17 protein-coding genes and 1 tRNA gene are annotated in these 17,431 nt (G+C 76.1%); 6 read left to right on the plus strand and 12 right to left on the minus strand.

Translation table 11 applies throughout. The features are described 5' to 3' along the window. The first annotated feature begins 27 nt into the window (after window positions 1-27). From CCE02nite_RS04155 to CCE02nite_RS04165, 3 genes are all read left to right on the plus strand, one after another. On the plus strand, window positions 28-1,677 hold the full coding sequence (locus CCE02nite_RS04155; protein ID WP_176599504.1) for an MFS transporter: 1,650 nt from the start codon (window positions 28-30) through the stop codon (window positions 1,675-1,677). Next, window positions 1,674-2,981, plus strand: a complete 1,308-nt coding sequence (locus CCE02nite_RS04160) for an MFS transporter (RefSeq protein ID WP_141388459.1) — start codon at window positions 1,674-1,676, stop codon at window positions 2,979-2,981. Before CCE02nite_RS04155 ends, CCE02nite_RS04160 begins: the two co-directional genes overlap by 4 nt. A 78-nt stretch (window positions 2,982-3,059) precedes the next feature. Continuing rightward, window positions 3,060-4,307: a UDP-N-acetylmuramate dehydrogenase gene (locus CCE02nite_RS04165; RefSeq protein ID WP_371861898.1), complete on the plus strand. Its 1,248-nt coding sequence runs from the start codon at window positions 3,060-3,062 to the stop codon at window positions 4,305-4,307. Between the two features lie 86 nt (window positions 4,308-4,393). Here CCE02nite_RS04165 and CCE02nite_RS04170 read toward each other — a convergent pair whose 3' ends face one another. The 3 genes from CCE02nite_RS04170 to CCE02nite_RS04180 all read right to left on the minus strand — a co-directional run bounded on the left by CCE02nite_RS04170 (window position 4,394) and on the right by CCE02nite_RS04180 (window position 6,982). Next, window positions 4,394-5,254, minus strand: a complete 861-nt coding sequence (locus tag CCE02nite_RS04170; protein WP_304363323.1) for a L,D-transpeptidase family protein — start codon at window positions 5,252-5,254, stop codon at window positions 4,394-4,396. Between the two features lie 359 nt (window positions 5,255-5,613). Continuing rightward, window positions 5,614-6,015, minus strand: a complete 402-nt coding sequence (locus CCE02nite_RS04175; protein ID WP_170227214.1) for a GntR family transcriptional regulator — start codon at window positions 6,013-6,015, stop codon at window positions 5,614-5,616. Continuing rightward, a complete protein-coding gene (locus tag CCE02nite_RS04180) occupies window positions 6,002-6,982 on the minus strand; it encodes a hypothetical protein (RefSeq protein WP_141388460.1) in 981 nt (326 codons plus the stop codon). Before CCE02nite_RS04180 ends, CCE02nite_RS04175 begins: the two co-directional genes overlap by 14 nt. A 129-nt stretch (window positions 6,983-7,111) precedes the next feature. On the opposite strand from CCE02nite_RS04180, the gene CCE02nite_RS04185 reads away from it, so the two are divergent. Further along, a complete protein-coding gene (locus tag CCE02nite_RS04185; RefSeq protein ID WP_141388461.1) occupies window positions 7,112-8,473 on the plus strand; it encodes an aminoglycoside phosphotransferase family protein in 1,362 nt (453 codons plus the stop codon). A 9-nt stretch (window positions 8,474-8,482) separates the two neighbouring features. On the opposite strand, the gene CCE02nite_RS04190 is transcribed toward CCE02nite_RS04185, so the two are convergent. The 9 genes from CCE02nite_RS04190 to CCE02nite_RS04230 form a co-directional block, all read right to left on the minus strand. Then, the gene (locus CCE02nite_RS04190; protein WP_141388462.1) at window positions 8,483-8,998 is read right to left on the minus strand and encodes a hypothetical protein; all 516 of its coding nucleotides are present in this window, start codon (window positions 8,996-8,998) and stop codon (window positions 8,483-8,485) included. Between the two features lie 40 nt (window positions 8,999-9,038). Beyond that, window positions 9,039-9,707, minus strand: a complete 669-nt coding sequence (locus CCE02nite_RS04195; protein ID WP_141388463.1) for a response regulator transcription factor — start codon at window positions 9,705-9,707, stop codon at window positions 9,039-9,041. After that, a complete protein-coding gene (locus tag CCE02nite_RS04200; protein ID WP_255318626.1) occupies window positions 9,704-11,398 on the minus strand; it encodes a sensor histidine kinase in 1,695 nt (564 codons plus the stop codon). Before CCE02nite_RS04200 ends, CCE02nite_RS04195 begins: the two co-directional genes overlap by 4 nt. Then, entirely contained in the window at window positions 11,395-11,727 is a 333-nt protein-coding gene (locus CCE02nite_RS04205; protein WP_141388464.1) for a hypothetical protein, read from the minus strand. The genes CCE02nite_RS04200 and CCE02nite_RS04205 overlap by 4 nt, the downstream gene beginning before the upstream one ends. A 51-nt stretch (window positions 11,728-11,778) precedes the next feature. Further along, window positions 11,779-12,798, minus strand: coding sequence for an adenosine deaminase (locus CCE02nite_RS04210; RefSeq protein WP_141388465.1), 1,020 nt, complete (start codon window positions 12,796-12,798; stop codon window positions 11,779-11,781). A 101-nt stretch (window positions 12,799-12,899) separates the two neighbouring features. Further along, window positions 12,900-13,571 (minus strand): response regulator, encoded by a 672-nt coding sequence (locus CCE02nite_RS04215; RefSeq protein ID WP_141388466.1) that lies wholly within the window; start codon window positions 13,569-13,571, stop codon window positions 12,900-12,902. Next, a complete protein-coding gene (locus CCE02nite_RS04220; RefSeq protein WP_255318627.1) occupies window positions 13,568-14,893 on the minus strand; it encodes a histidine kinase in 1,326 nt (441 codons plus the stop codon). The genes CCE02nite_RS04215 and CCE02nite_RS04220 overlap by 4 nt, the downstream gene beginning before the upstream one ends. Then, window positions 14,880-15,752 carry an ABC transporter permease gene (locus CCE02nite_RS04225; RefSeq protein ID WP_141388467.1) on the minus strand — a complete coding sequence of 291 codons (873 nt, stop codon included), beginning with the start codon at window positions 15,750-15,752 and terminating at the stop codon, window positions 14,880-14,882. The genes CCE02nite_RS04220 and CCE02nite_RS04225 overlap by 14 nt, the downstream gene beginning before the upstream one ends. Next, on the minus strand, window positions 15,749-16,762 hold the full coding sequence (locus CCE02nite_RS04230) for an ABC transporter ATP-binding protein (RefSeq protein WP_141388468.1): 1,014 nt from the start codon (window positions 16,760-16,762) through the stop codon (window positions 15,749-15,751). The genes CCE02nite_RS04225 and CCE02nite_RS04230 overlap by 4 nt, the downstream gene beginning before the upstream one ends. 206 nt (window positions 16,763-16,968) lie before the next feature. Between CCE02nite_RS04230 and CCE02nite_RS04235 the strand changes: the two genes are divergently transcribed. Together CCE02nite_RS04235 and secE are read left to right on the plus strand one after the other, a co-directional pair. Next, window positions 16,969-17,041, plus strand: a tRNA-Trp gene (locus tag CCE02nite_RS04235). 160 nt (window positions 17,042-17,201) lie between these two features. Next, window positions 17,202-17,429 (plus strand): preprotein translocase subunit SecE, encoded by a 228-nt coding sequence (gene secE, locus CCE02nite_RS04240; RefSeq protein ID WP_052877722.1) that lies wholly within the window; start codon window positions 17,202-17,204, stop codon window positions 17,427-17,429. Window positions 17,430-17,431: the final 2 nt, after the last annotated feature.

Consider the following 17,431-nt stretch of genomic DNA (forward strand, 5'->3'; position numbering starts at 1 on the left):
GGCCAGCGTACCCGCACACTGGTGACCATGCCTCGAATCGATTCGAAGCGCACCCTCGGCCGTCGGATCGAATCGATTCGAGGAGGTGCTGCGCAGTCACCGACCGACCTCCTGTCCGACCCCCGCGCCCTGGCCCGGGCGCGCTGGGTCCTCCTCGGCGTGTTCGCGCTCAACGGCGTCATGATGTCGAGCTGGCTCGCGCGCATCCCCTCGGTGCGCGACGCGCTCAGCCTCACCCCCGCGGACCTCGGCGTCGTGCTCCTCGCCGGAGCCGTCGGCGCGCTCGTGACCGTCACTGCCGCCGGACCCTTCGTCACGCGCTTCGGCGGGCGGGTCGCGTTCGGGGTCTCCGCGGTACTGTTCGGCGTCGCGTTCCTCCTGCTGGGCCTCGGCCCCGCGACGGGCTCCGTCCCGCTGCTCGCGGCGGGCATCTTCGTCAACGGCATGGCGTTCTCGCTCGGCAACGTCCCCATGAACGTCGAGAGCGCGGGCATCGAACGACGGGTCGGGCGCACGATCCTGCCGCAGTTCCACGCCGCGTTCTCCGTCGGCGCCGTCGTCGGCTCGCTCGTCGGTGCCGCGTGCGCCCACGCACAGGTGCCGGTGCTCGTCCAGTTCGTCGCGACCGGCGCCGTCGCCACGGTGTGGCGCCTCGCCGCGATCCCTGCGACGGTCCATGACACGCTCCCGTCGCGGACCCCGGTCCCGGCCGAGGCCCCCGCTCCGGTCGACGCGCTCGGCGACGCCGTCGTCGACGTCGAGACGGCCGGGCCCCGCTCCCGTCTCGCCCGCCGCGGCGCCCGGCTCGGGGCGGCGCTCTCGGCGTGGCGCGAGCCGCGCACGCTGCTCATCGGCCTCGTCATCCTCTCCGCCGCGCTGTCCGAGGGGTCGGCCAACGACTGGCTCTCGCTCGCCGTCGTCGACGGGTTCGCGCAGACCGAGGCGGTCGGTGCCGTCGTGTTCGGCACGTTCGTCGCCGCCATGACCGTCATGCGCCTCGCGGGCACCCGCCTCATCGACCGCTTCGGGCGCGTCACCGTGCTCCGCGCGTCGGGTGTCGCGTCGATCGCCGGGCTGCTGCTCTTCGGGTTCGCGCCGACGCTCCAGCTCGCCGGCGTCGGGGTCGTGCTCTGGGGCTTCGGCGCGGCGCTCGCGGTGCCGGTCGGCATCGCCGCCGCGTCCGACGAGCCGCTGCGCGCCGCCGGGCGCGTGTCCGTCGTCTCCGCGTTCTCCTCCATGGCGTCGCTCGCCGCCCCGCCGCTGCTCGGGCTCGCCGCCGAGGCCATGGGCGCGCGTCACGCGCTCGTGCTCATCGTCGCCGCGATGGTCCTCAGCGTCCTCCTGGCACGCCAGGTCACGCCCCTGCGCACGCCGGCCGCGCTCGCGGCCCGCACGCCCCGTCCGGCGCAGGGTCCGGCGCAGGGTGCGCCGTCCGGGGTGGAGGATGGACCCGAGACCGTCGCGGTGGCCGTCGTGGCCGGCGACCGGATGGTCGGCCTCGACCGGGACGCTGCGGCGGGTGCCGTCGCGGACGGGATCGACGACGCGCGCCGCCCCCGCCGCTCGCGCCGGCCCCGCGCGACGGCCCGCACCGGGACGTCCGCCTCCGCCCACCGTGCCTCGGCACGCCGCCCTCGAACCCGCCCGTCGCACCGCCGCGAGGAGACCTCCGCATGACCACCGCCCGCACCGACCGTCGCGTCGTCGCGCTCGCCACCTGGGCCGTCTTCGCGGTCTTCTTCCTCAACGGGTTCAACTTCGCGACCTGGGCGTCGCGGCTGCCCGCGGTCCGCGACTCGCTCGGGTTCACCGAGGCGCAGATGGGCCTGCTGCTGCTCTTCATGGCCGTCGGGTCGCTGCTCGCGCTGCCCCTCTCCGGCATGGTGGTCCAGCGGCTCGGCGCGTCGAAGGCGGTCACCCTGTTCGCCGTGGCGAACGTCGTCGGCCTCGTCACGGCCGTCACCGGCGTGGCGACGGGGGAGGACGTCGTCGTGCGCGTCGGGCTCTTTCTCGCGGGCATCGGCACGGGCGTCTGGGACGCGGCGATGAACCTCGAGGGCGCCGCCGTCGAGCAGCGGCTCGGCAAGGCGATCATGCCGCGCTTCCACGCCGGGTTCTCCTTCGGCACCATGGCCGGAGCGGGCGTCGGGGCGCTCATGGCCGCGCTGCACGTCCCGGTCCAGGTGCACCTCACGGCCGCCGTCGTGCTGAGCCTCCTCGGCGTCCTGTGGTGCGTGCGGTTCTTCCTGCCCGCCGGCCAGGTGGAGCACGTCGTCGACGCGGCCGAGGATGCCGCCGGGTCCGACCCGGCCGCCGCGGCGGGCAGCGGCGCGCCCGTCACCGCGTCGGAGAACGCCCGCGGCGCGCTCAGCGCGTGGACCGAGCCCCGCACCCTCCTCATCGGGCTCGTCGTCCTCGCTGCCGCGCTCACCGAGGGCGCCGCGAACGACTGGGTGAGCCTCGCCGTCGTCGACGGCTTCGGGACGTCCGACGCCATGGGCGCCGTCGGCCTGGCCGTGTTCCTCACGGCCATGACCGGGATGCGCCTGCTCGGCACCGGCCTGCTCGACCGGTACGGGCGCGTCACCGTGCTGCGGCTCGGGGCGGCGCTCGCGCTCGTCGGCCTGCTCCTCTTCACGCTCTCGCCGAACCTCTGGCTCGCGCTGCTCGGCGTGGTCGCGTGGGGCATGGGCGCCGCGCTCGGGTTCCCCGTCGGGATGAGCGCCGCGTCCGACGACCCGGCGCGCGCCGCCGTGCGCGTGAGCGTCGTCGCGACCATCGGCTACTCCGCGTTCTTCATGGGCCCGCCCCTCATCGGGTTCCTCGCCGAGCACGTCGGCTACCGCGGCGCGCTCCTCGTGATCGCGATCCCGGTCGTCGTCGGCCTGCTCGTCGTCGGCGCCACGCGCCCCCTCCCCACCGCCGCCGGCTCGGCGGGCCAGCAGGCGGCCCAGCGCTCCGAGGAGACCCCCCACCGCTGACCCGGTCCGCGAGCCCGGGTGGGGGCGAACTACGCTGGGGCGGTGACGTGCGAACCTGCTGCCCCCGTCGACCGTGACCTGCCCGAGATCGTCCGGACCGCCCCGGGCCTGCGCCCTGACGCCGTCGGCGCGCCGTCCCTGGCGGAGCTGACGACGCTGCGCGTGGGCGGCCCGGCGGACCGGTACGTCGAGGCGCACAGCGAGGCGGAGCTCGTGGAGACCGTGCGCGCGGCGGACGAGGTCGGCGAGCCGCTGCTCGTGATCGGCGGCGGGTCGAACCTGCTCGTCGGGGACGAGGGCTTCGGTGGCGTCGTCGTGCGCGACCTGCGGCGTGGGATCACCGTGGACGCGGAGGACTCGTGCGGCGGCGCGAGCTTCCACGCGCCGGCCGGGCAGGACTGGGACGAGCTCGTCGCGCGCGCGGTCGCGGAGGAGTGGGTGGGCGTCGAGGCGCTCTCCGGCATCCCCGGGACGGTCGGTGCCGCGCCCGTCCAGAACATCGGCGCGTACGGGCAGGAGGTCGCGGGCGTGATCTCGACCGTGCGCGTCTGGGACCGGGAGCGGTCGCGCGTGCGCACGCTCGCGCTGGGCGAGCTCGCGTTCGGGTACCGCACGTCGTTGCTCAAGCGCAGCATGCACGCGGGCGAGCCGGGCGGCGACGGCGCGGCGAGCGGCCCGTGGTACCCGTCGCCGCGCTACGTCGTGCTCGACGTCGGCTTCCAGTCCCGTCTCGGCTCGCTGTCCGCCCCGGTCGGCTACCCGGAGCTCGCCCGGACGCTCGGCGTGCAGGTGGGTGACCGGGCTCCGAGCGCGGACGTGCGCGACGCCGTCCTCGCGCTCCGGGCACGCAAGGGCATGCTGCTCGACGGCGTCGGCCCGGGCGTCGCGCCCGTGGCGGCGGGGGACGCCGCGCCGGGGGAGACGGGCCCGGACCACGACCGCTGGAGCGCCGGGTCGTTCTTCACGAACCCCGTCGTCCCGGCCGATCAGGCCGACCTGCTCCCGGCACAGGCCCCGCGCTACCCGGTGCGCTCCGCGACGCCGTCGAGCACGACCGGCCCGAGCCTGGGCGAGATCGACCCGACGCTCGTCAAGACCTCCGCGGCGTGGCTCATCGAGCACGCGGGGTTCACCAAGGGCTTCGGGGTCCACGGCCCGTCGAGCCTCGCGCGCCTGTCGACCAGGCACACCCTGGCGCTGACCAACCGCGGCGGCGCGAGCGCGGAGGACGTCGTCGAGCTCGCGCGCGCGGTCCGCGACGGCGTCCTCGACGCGTTCGGCGTCGAGCTCGTCCCCGAGCCCGTCCTCGTCGGCGTCTCCCTCTGACCGTGCCGCGCTGAGTGCATGAAATAGTCGGGTCCGGGCGCGTCCGGCGCGACTATTTCATGCACTCAGCGCTGGGCGGGGAGAGGTCAGTAGACGAGGACCGTCGTGCCCGGGTCGGCGTGCCAGGAGTCCCAGAGCCAGTTCATCGCCGAGTTCGCGACGCGCACGCAGCCGTGGGACGCGGGCCACGGCGGGATCGAGCCCGAGCCGTGCACCGCGATGCCGCCCGTGAAGAACTTGGGGCGCCACATGTCGCCGAGCTCGAGGCTCGACGAGTGGTTGCCGTCGACCTGCCGACCCACGCGGAACTCGCCGCGCGGCGTGCCCGCACGGTAGGTGCGGCCCTTCGCCTCGTACGACTCGCCGTTGCCCGACGACGCGTTGACCACCGTGACGACCCGGCCGTCCTCGACGGCGAGCAGGAGCTGACGGTCGAGGTCGATCTCGATGACCTTGCCCGACCCGCTGCGCGGCTGGGGCGTGACGCCCTCGTCGAGCGCGGCCTGCGTCGCGGGGCCCACGACGCCGTCGCGCGAGAGCCCGGCGGCCTTCTGGAGAGCCCACACGGCCTGCTGCGTGCCACCGCCGAAGTCGCCGTCGGGCGCGCCGATGAAGTAGCCGAGGTCGGCGAGGCGCTGCTGGAGCGCGACGACGCGCTCGCCGGTCGCGCCGCGAGCCAGCTCGACGGGTGCGGGCGGCGGCTCGGGGGTCGGCTCCGGGGCGGGCGGGGGCGCGCTCGGCGCGGGTGCCTCGGTCGGTGTCGGGTCCGGGGTCGGCTCGGGCTCCGGCGTCTCGGTCGGCTCGGGAGCGGTCGGCGTCGGGCTGGGGCTCGCGGGCTCGGTGGTCGTGGGCCCGTCGGCGGTGGCCGACGGCGTCCGGCCCGGCTCGAGGTCCGGCAGCCCGGCCTGGCAGCCTGCGAGCACCAGCGCCGCCACCAGTGCGCCCACCGCCGCCCGCGCCGTCGTCCGCGGACGGCGACCCACCGGGTTCCGTCCCCGGCCGCCACCCCGCGCGGCGGTCGCGGCGCCCGTCACGGGTCCTGCTGTCGCGCGCGCCTCCGCGCCCGTCCGTGCGCCCGCCGAAGCTCCGTCCTCCACCTGGTCCCCCTCGTGTGTGCTGCGGCGTCCGCCGCGGAGCACCATCATGCGCCCCGCTCCGCGGCAGGATGCCCGACGTCGGCGCCTGTCGTGGGATCGTGACCCTGTCGTGACGCGCGCGCCGTGCAGCCCGTCCCGACGCCGGCGACGGCCGGCACGGCGAGGTCGCCCGCGCGGGCGGTCCCTCGGCGGCGCAGCCTCGCGCCGGCTCAGCCCGCGGCGGGTCCGCCCCCGGGCTGCTCGTGGAGCAGCGCCCCGCGCACGACGTCGAGGATCTCGTCGTCGGACAGCCCGGCCTCGCGGCCGGCGCGGACGAGCTCGTGCGCGGCGTGGCGCGCTGCGACGTCGGTGGGGGAGACGCCGTCGGACACGACGGTCCCGGCCCGGCGCCGCGTCGTCACGACCCCCGCCGCCTCGAGCTCGCGGTACGCGCGGGCCACGGTCCCCGGTGCGAGCCCGAGGTCGGTGGCGAGGGCACGGATCGTCGGGAGCCGGTCGCCCACGCGGAGGCGCCCCGCGGCGACGTGCGCGACGACCTGGCGGCGGATCTGCTCGTACGGCGCGAGACCCGACCGCAGGTCGATCTCGACGCGCAGCTCAGCCGGTGGCACGGCCGCGCCCCGCCCCGGTCGGCGCGCTCGCGTGCCCGTCCGCCCAGGCGTCCGGGTCCGGGGCGGCCCGCACGGCGACCGCGATCGCCGCCAGCGCCAGCCCGACCGCGACGACCACGAGGACGACCGCGCCCGGGTAGCCCACGCGTGCCGCGGCGTTCGCACCGACGCCGAGCATCCCCGCGGCCGTCAGCCCGAGCGCGAGCTGCGCGCCACGCAGGACGCGGTGCGCCGACGCGCGTCGCAGGGCGACGTCCCACGCCTCGTCGACCTGCGCGACCGCCGGGCGGCGCGCGACGAGGCGCAGCACGCCCTCGGCGCCCGCGACGACCAGCACGGCCGCGAGCGCGAGCCACACGCCGTAGAAGGCGCCGGGGTAGGGGCTCGCGGTCGAGGCCGAGTCGACCGCGACGCGCGTCACCGACCGCCCGTCGTCGCCCGCCGTGAGCGCGCCGACCACCGCGAGCAGCACGACGAGCGCCCCGAGCGACCCGGTGAGGCGACGCAGGCCCCGGGGTGCGACGTCGGCGACGGTCCGCGGCCGCAGCGTGGCCGCGCGGACGGCGGTCCGCTGGCGCGGCCAGGTGCGCTCGCCGACGGCGTGCGCGCCGAGGAAGGTCAGGCCGACGACCGCGGGGGAGAGCCCCACGAGCACGCCCTCGGCGAGACCGCCGACCGCGGTCGCGGCGGCCTGGGCGACGACCGCGCCGACGAGGAGCGCCGCCGTGACGGCGGCGGCGCTCACCGTGGTCGCGTGCCGACGGGCGGCGCGGCGTACGGGGTCCTCCCGGGCGAGCCCGTGGATCGAGGGCTCGGTCGGGCGAGTCGCCGCCCGGACGATCAGCACGACGGCGACGCCGAGCCCCACGAGCCCGACGAGCACGGCACCGCTCCACAGCAGGTCGTAGCCCGCCGGGAGGAAGAGGTCGACGCCCTGCGGCTCCTCGGACGATGTTTGTATCAACACGTCAGTACATTCCCACGGCGGCCCGGCCCGGTCAAGACCCGCCGGGCGCCGAGCCGTCCGGTGCCGCGCATGAGAGGTCTCTCATGCACGTCTCACCGCCGGTCCACGTGCGTGCGGTGCGCTGGGCTCATGACGCTCGCCCCTCCCGCGCCCGACCAGCGCGACTGGCTCGACCTGCTCACCGCCCCCGAGGCGGGGGAGCTGCTGGCCGTGGCGCTCGGCGCCGACGGCGCGAGCCTCGACACGTGGCGCGTCCACCAGGTGCACGCACGTCCCGGCGCGGAGGTCACCGTCGGGTACGACGTCGTCGCGCGCCGGGCGCTCCCGGCCCGGCCCGACGCGGGGCCCGCCACGGTCGGCGCCGCCGAGTACCTGCTCGCGACGACGGCGCCCCTCTCGCCGGACGCGGTCGGACCCGGCGTGGTCCGCCTCGCGGACGGCCCGCGCGCCGTGCACGTGTGGCGGCACCCCGCCGACCCGATGCTGCCCGGCCTCGTCGCGGCGTGCGACGCGGGCGAGCTCACGCGCCGCCTCACGGACGCCGGGGCGCTCGCGCCCGGCGAGGCCGTCGAGTCGGTGACGATGGTCGCCTACCGCCCGCTGCGGCGCGCGGTGCTGCGCGCGCGGACGTCCTCGCGCACGGTCTACGTCAAGGTGGTCCGGCCGGACAGGGCGCGCGCGCTCGTCCGGCGGCACGACCTGTTCCGGACCACCATCGTGAGCGCCCCGCGCTGCCTCGCGTGGGACGACGACGGCGTGGTCGTCCTCGAGGAGGCGCACGGCCCGTCGCTCGCGCAGCACCTCGCGGCGCTCGACCCGCACGACCAGCCCGGCGCGATCGACCCGCGCGAGCTCCTCCGAGCGCTCGACGCCCTCCCGGCGCGCGCGACGACCCTGCACCGCCGCCCGGCGTGGGCCGAGCGCGTCGAGCACTACGCGGCGTCGGCGCTCGCGGTGCACGGGCTCGACGCCGCCCGGGTGGACCGCGTCGCGCGCGCGGTCCGGACGGCCGTCGCGACGCGCGACGCCGGTCCGGTCGTCGCGACCCACGGCGACTTCTACGAGGCGAACGTCCTGCTCGACGTCCTGGCGGCACCCGGCGACCCTGCCTCGGGGGGACGCGTCCGGGTCGGCGTCCTGCTCGACGTCGACACGCTCGGCCCGGGGCACCGCGTGGACGACCTCGCGTGCCTCGTCGCGCACCTGGCCGTGCTGCCGTCCCTCGCGCCGACGGTGTACGGCGGTGTGGGGGCGCTCGTCGAGCGGTGCCTGGCCGTGTTCGACGAGAGCGTCGACGCGGCGGCCCTGCGGACGCGGGCGGCCGGCGTCGTGCTGTCCCTCACGACGGGCGCGGCGTCGCACGACCTCGCCGACGCGTGGCTGCGGGTCGCGGAGGGGCTGCTGGACGCGGCCCCCGGGACGGTCGCCGACGAGCCCGTCCCCGTTCCTGAGAGCACTCTCATCGGCGCCTCCTCGGCATCTCACGCGTGAGCGCGAGGCTCAGAACATGCACGGCCGAGGGGTCGTGCGCACCATCGGACGAAGGAGAAGGATCATGAAGGCACGCAGCGCATGGATCGTCACCGGGGCGCTCGGCGCGGTCGGTCTCGGGGCCACGGTGGCCACCGCGCAGGGCGCGTTCGACGCCCCGGAGCCGGCGACCGTCTCGCCGTCGGTCCAGGTGAGCACGTCGTCGAGCACGCCGACCGACGCGCCGGCGACGTCCGCGACCCCGAGCCCGACCGACGTGCAGAACGGGTCGTCGATCACGACGGTCACGGCGAACACGTCCGCCTCCCCGAACACGGCCGGCTCGGCGAACACGTCCGGCTCGGCCGTGACGAGCCAGACGCCGAACACGCCCAACACGCCGCCGACGGCGAACACCCCGAACACGCCGCAGACGCCGAACACGCCGCCCAGCCCGGTCACGCCGCCGTCGCCGCAGTCGGCCGACTGACCTCGGCGCCCGGCTGTCGAGCCGCGCGACGGCCCGAACCCGGGTCCGCGGGTCACGAGGGACCACCTCGTGACCCGCAGGCCCGGGTTCGTCGCGTCAGCGGGTGGCGTCGGCCAGCCGGTAGCCCATGCCGCGCACGGTGACGAAGTGCTCGGCGCCGAGCTTGTTGCGCAGGTAGCGCACGTAGACGTCGACGACGTTGGAGCCGGGGTCGAAGTCGTACCCCCACACGCGCGACAGGAGCTGCTCGCGGCTGAGCACCTGGCCCGGGTTGCGCAGGAACGCCTCGGCGAGGGCGAACTCGCGCGCCGAGAGATCGACCTCGCGGTCCGCGGTGCGCGCGCGGCGCGTGCGCAGGTCGAGGCTGAGAGCGCCGTGCGTGAGCGTCGTGACCTCACCGGTGGGCTCGGTGCGCAGGCGCAGCCGGATGCGCGCGAGCAGCTCCTCGAACCGGAACGGCTTGGCCATGTAGTCGTCGGCGCCGCCCTCGAGCCCCGCGACGGTGTCCGTGACCGACGTGCGCGCGGTGAGGATGACGACGGGGATCGGGTTGCCCGTCTCCCGCAGGCGGCGCAGCACGGTGAAGCCGTCCTGGTCGGGCAGGCCCAGGTCGAGCACGAGCAGCGCGAAGTCGCCCGTGCTGGCGAGGTCGAACGCCTCCCGCCCCGTCGCGACGGTCGTACTGGCGTAGCCCGCGGAGCGCAGGCCCTTCGCCACGAACGACGCGATGCGGGTCTCGTCCTCCGCGACGAGGATCTGGCTCACCGGGTGGTCCTTCCGTCGGGGGCGGGGTGCGCGGGTGGGTGCTGGTCGTCCGGCCCGACGGCGGGCGGCGCGCCCGGCGCGGGCCCGGAGGCCGGCGGGGGCAGCGAGGGGGTCGCGGCTGACGGTGCGCTCGGCACGGTCGGCGCGGTGAGCGCCCCCGGTGCCTGTCCGTGCCGCCCGTCGAGCGCGGGAGCGTGCGGCCCGACGGTGTCCGCAGGTACCCCGGAGGACGGGCCCGCGACCGGGGCGAGCGGGAGGTCGAGCGTGAACGTCGACCCGACGCCGGGCGTCGACGCGACGAGCACCCGGCCGCCGTGCCCCGCGGCGATCGCCGCGACGATCGCGAGCCCCAGCCCCGCGCCCTCGGGGTGGGTCGAGCCCGGCGTCGTCGCCTGGGCGAAGCGCTCGAAGATCCGCTCCTGCTGCTCGGGCGCGATCCCGACGCCCTCGTCGCGGACCCACACGCGCACGTGCGCGCCGTCGTCGGAGACGGCCGAGCCGAGCGCGACGACCGAGCCGGGCGCCGAGAACTTCACCGCGTTCGCCGCGAGCTGGAGGAGCGCCTGGGTGAGGCGCTGCCCGTCCGCGAGGACCGCGACGTCGACGCGCGCGTCGACGAGCCAGCGGCGGTCGCCGAGGGTGCGGACCTTGTCGTGCACGTCGTCGAGGAGACGACCGAGGTCGGTGTCGCCGGGGCGGACGAAGTCGGGGCGGCCGGCGGTCGCGAGCGTCACGAGGTCGTCCACGAGGCGGTTCATGCGGTCGAGCTCGTCGAGCGCGAGGTCGCGCGTCTCGGCCGCGTCGGCGGCGTCGCGCGGGTCCATGAGCTCGAGGTGGCCACGCACCACGGTGAGCGGTGTGCGCAGCTCGTGCCCGACGTCGTCGATGAGGCGTCGCTGCGAATCGAACGACCCCTCGAGCCGGTCGAGCATGCCGTTCACGGTGCGCGACAGGTCCGAGAGGTCGTCGTTGCCGGTCACGGGGATGCGGGCGGACAGGTCCGTGTCGCCGATGCGCTGCGCGGTGCGCGAGAGCGTCCGGATCGGCTGGAGCAGGCGCCCCGCGACGACCCAGCCCACGACGCCGATGAGCACGAGCGCCCCGAGCGCGACGACGGCGTAGGTCCGGAAGACCTGCGCGAACTCGGCGTGCTCGGCCGTGCGGTCGTACGCGAGCACGAGCGCCGCGGGCGCCTGGTCCGCGGCGGCGCCCGCACCGCCGACGGACTGCACCGGAGCGACGAGGGCGCGGTAGTCCGCCGTCGCGGTCCGCGGGGAGCGCAGCACGACGTCGTCCCCCGCGACGAGCGGCGCGAGCGCGGCGACGAGCTCCGGGTCGTCCTCGAGCCGCAGCCGCACGTCCTGCTGCGAGACGAGCGGCGTGCGGCCCTCGCGGAGCCCGAGGATGCCCTCGTTGTGCGCCGGGACGGTGAGCTGGATCGAGGCGACGACCACGTCCTCGGCGGACGTGAACGGCTCGCCCGTCACCGGGTTGACGCCGGAGTCGGCGAGCCGCTTCAGCTCCGTCGCGCTGCGGTGGAGGCTCTCGTCGATGCGCGCGTCGATCTGGCCGCGCTGCAGGAACCAGGCGGCGCCGCCCGCGAGCAGCAGAGCCAGGGCGGAGAGGCCGAGGAACGCCGCGAGCATGCGGGTGCGGACGGTCAGCCCGGCGCGGCGCGCCCGGGGGCTCATCCGTCGCCCTGGTCGGAGCCGCTGCGGTCGTCCCCGTCGTCGTCGCCCGACCCGTCGTCGTGGTCGTCGTCATCGTCGTCATCGTCGTCGCTCGACGGCGGGGCGGGCGTCACACGGTCGTCGTCCTCGTCGTCATCGTCGTCGGGCGAGGAGGTCGGCGACGGGTCGCCGGTGGTCGTCGGGGCGGGGGTCGTGGGTGCGGGCGTCACGACCACGGCGCCCCCGACCTCGCGGTCCTGCGGGCGCGAAGCCAGCGCGCCGGCGGCGGCCGCACCCCCGAGCACCAGCACGAGCGCCCCCACGAGCCACGCGACGGTCCGACGAGTCATGAGGCCAGTATCGGAGAGCAGGATGAGACGCACATGAGAAGAGGGCGGCCGTCAGCCCGCCGCGAGCCAGTCGTCCACGCCGGCCAGCAGACGCTGCTTCGTGCCGCTCGACGCGCGACTAGCCCGGATCGACGACCGCGCGAGCGCGGCCAGCTCGTCGTCCGCGAACCCGTGCTCATGGCGTGCGGCCTCGTACTGCGCGACGAGCCGCGACCCGAACAGGAGCGGGTCGTCGGCGCCGAGCGCGACGCGGGCGCCGGCGTCGACGAGCGCCCCGAGCGGCACCTGCCCGGCGTCCTCGTAGACCCCGAGGGAGACGTTGGACGCGGGGCACACCTCGAGCGCGATCCCGCGGTCCACGACGTCGTCCAGCACGCGCCGGTCCTCCGCGGACCGCACGCCGTGGCCGAGCCGGTCGGGGACGAGCTCGCGCACCACCTCGTGCACGTGCGCCGGCCCGAGCAGCTCGCCGCCGTGCGGCACGGACGCGAGCCCCGCCCGGCGCGCGATCGCGAACGCGCGCGCGAACTCCGCCGTGTCCCCGCGGCGCTCGTCGTTGCTCAGGCCGAACCCCACGACCTCGCCCGCGCCCTCGCCCGCGTACTGCGCCGCGAGGCGCGCGAGCGTGCGCGCGTCCAGCGGGTGCCGCATGCGCGACGCCGCGACGACGACGGCGACCTCCGTCCCCGTCGCGGCGCTCGCGGACCGCGCCGCGTCGAGCACGATCTCCACGGCCGGGGTGATGCCGCCGACGAACGGCGCGTACGACGTCGGGTCCACCTGGATCTCGAGCCGGCCCGACCCCTCCGCGGCGTCGTCCTGCGCGGCCTCGAGCACGATGCGGCGCATGTCGGCCTCGGAGCGCACGCACGCGCGCGCGGCGTCGTAGAGGCGCTGGAACCGGAACCAGCCCCGCTCGGTCGGGGGGAGCCGGAGCGGGTCGCCGTCGACGAGCGCGTGGGGGAGCCGCACGCCGTACTGCGCGGCGAGGTCGCGCAGCGTCTCCGGGCGCATCGACCCGGTGAAGTGCAGGTGCAGGTGGGCCTTGGGAAGCGTCGCCAGGTCTCGCACACCGGGAGTCTGTCACGCGGACCCGGCCCGCGCCGTCGCGCACGGGCGGGATCCCGACGGCGGCGCGCCCCCTGCACGGGCCCCGTCACGCCGGACGCCGGTCAGGTCCCGGTGAGGAACCCGCGCTGCATGGCGACCGTGACCGCGGCGGTCCGGTCGTCGACGCCGAGCTTGGCGAACGCGCGGAGCAGGTGGGTCTTCACCGTCGCCTCCGTGATGAACAGCTCGCTCCCGACGGCCGCGTTCGACAGCCCGCGCGCGACGAGGCGCAGCACCTCGATCTCCCGGTCCGTGAGCCGGTCCGTGCCGCGGACCGACGTGACGAGCCGGGTCGCGACGCTCGGCGCGAGCACGGTCTGCCCGCGCGCCGCGGCACGCACCCCTGCGACGAGCTCGTCGCGCGGCGTGTCCTTGAGCAGGTAGCCGGTCGCCCCGGCCTCGACCGCGCGCAGGATGTCCGCGTCGGTCTCGTACGTCGTGAGCACGACGACCCGCGGGGGGCTCGCCGCGCCGCTGCGCCCCGCGCCGCGGCCCGGCGCGCCGACGATGGCGGCCGTCGCGCCGACCCCGTCGAGCACGGGCATGCGCAGGTCCATGAGCACCACGTCGGGCGCCAGCTCGCCCGCGAGCGCGACCGCCCGCTCGCCGTCGCCCGCCTCGCCGACGACCTCCAGGTCGGGCTCGGCGGCCAGCATGCCGATGATGCCCGAACGCACGACCGGGTGGTCGTCCACGACGAGCACCCGGACGACGCCGTTCCCGGCCGGGCTCATCGGGCGTCCCCCGCCCGCGTCGCCACCCGCGTGCCGGTGGACGGTCGGTCCGGCGACGCGCCGGCGGGCAGGCGGACCGCGACGCGCGTCCCGCCACCCGGGGCCGGACCCACCTCGAGGCTCCCGCCCTCCGCGGCCACGCGCTCCCGCATGCCCCGCAGGCCGTAGCCCTCGGTGAAGCCGGACGCGTCGGCAGGCAGGCCGCGCCCGTCGTCGGTCACCTCGAGCACCGTCCCCGCGTGGTCCTGCCGGAGGTCGACGCGCACGGCGGACGCGTCCGCGTGGCGCCGGACGTTCGTGAGCGCCTCCTGGGCGGAGCGCAGCAGCACGACGTCGTCGGCGCTCGACAGGCGCGACGCCTCCGGCGCCGTCAGCTCGACGCGCGTCCCGGTCTCCTCCGCGAACCGGTCCGCGAGCCGGCGCAGCGCCTCGCTGAGGGTGCCGCCCTGGAGCGGGGCGGGGGCGGAGGCGGCGACGAGGGCGCGGGCCTCCGCGAGGTTGTCCCGCGCCGTCGACTCCACGAGGGCCAGGCGTTCGCGCGCCGCGTCCGGGGCGTCCCGGTCGAGGTCGGCGCTCGCGGCCTGGGCGAGCATCACCACGCTCGTGAACCCCTGGGCGAGCGTGTCGTGGATCTCCTGGGCGACGCGCGCGCGCTCGGCGAGCACCCCCGCCTCGTGGGAGGCGCGGCCCAGCTCGGCCTGCGTGGCGCGCAGCTCGTCGACGAGCCGCGCGTGGCGCTCCGACTGCCGCAGCGTGTGCGCGGTCCACAGGCCGAGGCTCAGCGCGAACGCCAGGGCCACGCCCATCTGGGGCGCGGCGCTCGCGAGCTCCTCGGGCTCGACCCGCCCCGTCCGCGGGTCGAACGCGAGCGCGAGCGCCGTGCCGGCCGCGAGCGCGACGCACAGCACGACCTGGGCCCACAAGTGCTCCGACAGCATCCAGATCTGCGTGAACACCGCGAACAGCAGGAGCGTGCCGAGAGCGTCCTGCCCGACGACGACGAGCGTGCACGCGATCGCGACGACGAGGTAGGCGTGGGCCGGCACCTGGTCGCGGGTGCGCGCCGCCCGCCGCCCCCAGGCGAGGTAGGTCACGAGGATCGTCGCGACCGCCGCCAGGGACACGAGCAGCGCCCTCCCGCTGACGCCCGCCGCGAGCAGCGCGAGGCCGCTGAGCACGACGATGACGTAGAACGCCACGTCCCACCAGCGCACGTCGCGGGCCCACGTGCCGTCGAGCTGGGCGGTCGCGGCGTCGGCGGACGTCCCGTCGGCCACCCCCGCGACCGCCCCGCCCGGAGACGGCGTCTCAGCCGTCGTCACGGCGCCGCCACCGGAACGAGCGTGCACCGACCACGAGCCCCACGACCAGCCATGCGACCAGTACAGCAGCGGTCGCGCCGTGCTGCCACGACCCCGACGGCTCGAGCGCCGCCGCCTGCTCGGGGAGGAACACCGAGCGCATGCCCTGCGCCATCCACTTGAGGGGGAACAGCGACGCGACGGTCTGCATCCAGGACGGCAGCGCGAAGAACGCGAAGAACACGCCCGAGATGAACTGCAGGACGAGGACGACCGGCGTGACGACCGCCGTCGCCGACTTGCCGGACCGCGGCAGCGACGAGAAGGCCACGCCGCACACCGCGCCCGTGGCGCACCCGAGCACGAACACCCACGCGAACGTCGCGAGGCGCGCACCGCCGTCGGACATCTCCCACGGCATGGGGACGTCGTAGACCGTCGCGGCGAGCACGAGGAGCAGACCGGTCTGCACGACCGACGTCAGCAGGACGAGCCCGATCTTGCCGTAGAAGTACGCGGACGGCGGCAGCGGGGTGGAGCGCAGGCGCTTGAGCGAGCCGTCGTCGCGCTCGACCGCGATCGAGATCGCGAGGGACTGGAAGCTCGTGAGCATGACGCCGGTCGCGATCATGCCGGGCAGGAAGTACTGCGCGAACGGCACGGAGTAGGCGGCCGTGCCCTGGTCCTGCCCGTCGAACACCGTCGCGAAGATCGCGAGCATGATGAGCGGGTAGGTGAAGATGAAGATCACGGCGTCGCGTTCGCGGAAGAACGCACGCAGCTCGGCACGGGTGCGCTCGACCCCCAGCCGGCCGGCGCCGGGAAGGGCGGCGGGTCGGCCGGAGCGCGTGGACCGGGCGGCGGTCGGGGCGGTGGTCACGGGCGGGCCTCCTCGGGGACGACGGCGGACGTGCCGTCGGGCGTGGGGTCCTCGGCGGGTGCGTCGAGGGGACCGGGTGCGGTCGGGCGGGCAGGTGCGGCGGGCGTCGTGGCCGGCTCGCCGATGAGCTCGAGGTAGACGTCCTCCAGGCTCGGGCGGGTCACCGCGAGGCCGGGGACCTCGCCGTCGGGCCCGGCGTACCGCGCGGCGAGGGACGCGACGAGCGCGGTGGGGGAGTCGGTGCGCTCCGACCGCCAGGCGCCGTCGTCGAGCCAACGGACCTCCGGCCGGCGCGCGTCCGGGCCACCGAGGCGGTCGGGCGCGTCGAGCGCGACGACCCGGCCCGCGCGCACGACGGCGGCACGGTCTGCCAGCTGGGCGGCCTCGTCCAGGTAGTGGGTGGTGAGCAGGATCGTCGTGCCGTCCTCGCGCAGCGAGCGGACCAGCGCCCAGAACGCGCGGCGCGCCTGCGGGTCGAACCCGGTCGTCGGCTCGTCGAGGAACAGCAGCTCCGGGCGCCCCACGATGCCGAGCGCGACGTCCAGGCGCCGACGCTGGCCGCCGGAGAGCTGGCGCGTGCGGGTCCGGGCCTTCTCCCGGAGCCCGACGGCGTCGATCACCTCGTCCGGGTCGCGCGGCGCGGGGTAGAACGTCGCGAAGTGCCGGACGATCTCGGCGACCGTGAGCTCGGCCTGGTCCCGCGAGTCCTGGAGCACGACCCCGATGCGCGAGCGCCACGCGCGGCCCGCCGTCTGCGGGTCCTCGCCGAGCACGCGGACCTCGCCCGCGTCGCGCCGCCGGAAGCCCTCGAGGATCTCGACGGTCGTGGTCTTGCCGGCGCCGTTGGGTCCGAGGACGGCGAAGATCTCGCCGCGCTCGACCCGCAGGTCGACGTCGTCGACCGCCTGCTTGGCGCCGTAGCGCTTGCGCAGGCCGCGCACGTCCACGGCGGGGCCGCTCGACCCGGGACCGGTGGCGCGGGAGCCGGTGGAGAGGGGTGTCGTCGTCATGGGACCAGCCTGTCGGCAGGGTCCCGTCGTCCGCGACGGCCGTTCGTCCGGACCCCGTGTCCACCGATCGGTGGACGGTGGTTCGACCAGGGGCCCCGCGTCGCGTACAGTGATCCCTCGGTGGTTGACGCCCGCCACGCTGGTCCGCGCCCGAGAGACGTGTTTCCTTCTCGGTGCCGGGGGCTCGTACGGCGTCGTCGACACGAAGGGTAGTGGCGCAATTGGTAGCGCAGCGGTCTCCAAAACCGCAGGTTGCAGGTTCGAGTCCTGTCTACCCTGCACGGCGTGGCTCTCGTGGGACCTTCCCGGGAACCGCGCGCGGCCCGGCACCGGGTCGCACCGAGGGTTCGAGCAGGTCCCGTACGTGAGCGATGGGGAAGAACGAGTGAGCGAATCGCCGTCAGAGGCCGTGGGTGCAGGCGGCGCACGCGCCGACGAGGTGAAGAAGAAGGGCGGTCCGTCCGCGGACAAGAAGCCCAACATCTTCGCGCGCATCGCCCTTTTCGTGCGCCAGGTGGTCGCCGAGCTCCGCAAGGTCGTCACGCCGACGCGCTCGGAGCTCATCACCTACACGACGGTGGTCCTGGTCTTCGTGGTCGTGGTCATGGCCTTCGTGACCGTGCTCGACCTCGGGATCGGCAAGGCCGTCATGTGGGTCTTCGGCTAGCG

The sequence above is a fragment of the Cellulosimicrobium cellulans genome (genome assembly GCF_006539945.1).
GTDB classification, from domain to species: Bacteria; Actinomycetota; Actinomycetes; order Actinomycetales; family Cellulomonadaceae; genus Cellulosimicrobium; species Cellulosimicrobium cellulans.